General features: G+C 64.8%; 1 pseudogene. It reads left to right on the plus strand.

The features are described 5' to 3' along the window. Positions 1-82 precede the first annotated feature (82 nt). Positions 83-1,329, plus strand: a pseudogene (locus JKG68_RS32340) (IS701 family transposase). Positions 1,330-1,338 lie beyond the last annotated feature (9 nt).

Consider the following 1,338-nt stretch of genomic DNA (forward strand, 5'->3'; position numbering starts at 1 on the left):
CTAGCACTACTTTGGCAGGTAAGAGGAACCGGGCGAACCCCATCAACTTTTCTCGTTGAAGGATTTTGCGCGGGAGGTCGTCATGAGCACCTCAGTGGCGTGGGAGCACGAACTTCAATCCTGGCTTGAACCCTTCCTCACCCACTTGCATCACCCAGCCCGCCGCCGCATGTGTCCGCTCTATGTGGCAGGCCTGATTGGCCCCGGTGAGCGCAAAAGCCTGCAGCCCATCGCGGCTCGGCTTGCTCCTGTCGGCTACGACCAGCTGCATCACTTCGTGTCCGTGGGGCCCTGGGATGAGGCCCCGCTGGAGGCCGAACTGCTGGCGCAGGCCGATCGGCTTGTGGGTGGCCCTGAGGCTGTCCTGGTGATCGATGACACCGCTTTGCCGAAGAAAGGCACCCACTCGGTGGGTGTTGGTCCGCAGTATGCCGGGGCGGTGGGCAAGAACGCCAACTGCCAGGTGCTGGTTTCCCTCACGCTGGCCAAAGATGAGGTGCCGATCCCCGTCGCCTTGCGCCTGTTCTTGCGTGATACCTGGGTCAAGGATCCCGAGCGCCTGCTGCGCGCCGGTGTGCCCGAGCCCTTCTGGACGGAGTGCTCGAAGCCGCAGATCGCACTGGCTGAGCTCCAGCGTGTCATGCAGGCTGGCATGAGCTTCGCGGCGGTGCTGGCCGATGCCGGCTATGGCATCAGCGCGCCCTTCCGGCAGGCGCTCACGGCTTTGGGGTTGCGCTGGGCGGTGGGCACCGTGCGCATTCAGAAGGTTTATCCGGCCGATGTGCAGATGGTGGCCTCCACCACCACGCGCGGACGACCCCGCAAGACGCTGGTTCCGGATGGCGAAGCGGTTTCGGCCGAGGCCATGCTGGCTAAGGCATCATGGCGCCGGATTACCTGGCGGCGTGGCACCAAGGGGCCGTTGCGGGCGAGGTTTGCCGCCACGCGTGTGCGGGTGGCTGATGGACCGGCGGTTCAGGTGCGTGGGCATGCCGCCCAGCACCGGCCAGGCGACGAGGTGTGGTTGGTGGGTGAGCACCGCTCGTCGGGGGAGCGCAGGTACTACCTGTCCAACCTGCCGCCCGACACGCCATTGAAGCAACTGGCGTCTCTCATCAAGGCACGATGGGTGTGTGAGCAGGCGCATCAGCAACTCAAGGAAGAGCTTGGGCTCGATCACTTCGAGGGCCGCTCGTGGCGCGGGCTGCACCGGCATGCATTGCTGACGCTGATTGCCTATCTGTTCCTGCAGCATCTGCGTCTGCGGGCAGCCACAGGGGAAAAAAGAAAAGTCAGCGGACCACCACCGCAACCCAGCTTGCCGGCTAACCGGCGCAT

The organism is Microvirga aerilata (genome assembly GCF_016743775.1).
GTDB lineage: Bacteria > Pseudomonadota > Alphaproteobacteria > Rhizobiales > Beijerinckiaceae > Microvirga > Microvirga aerilata.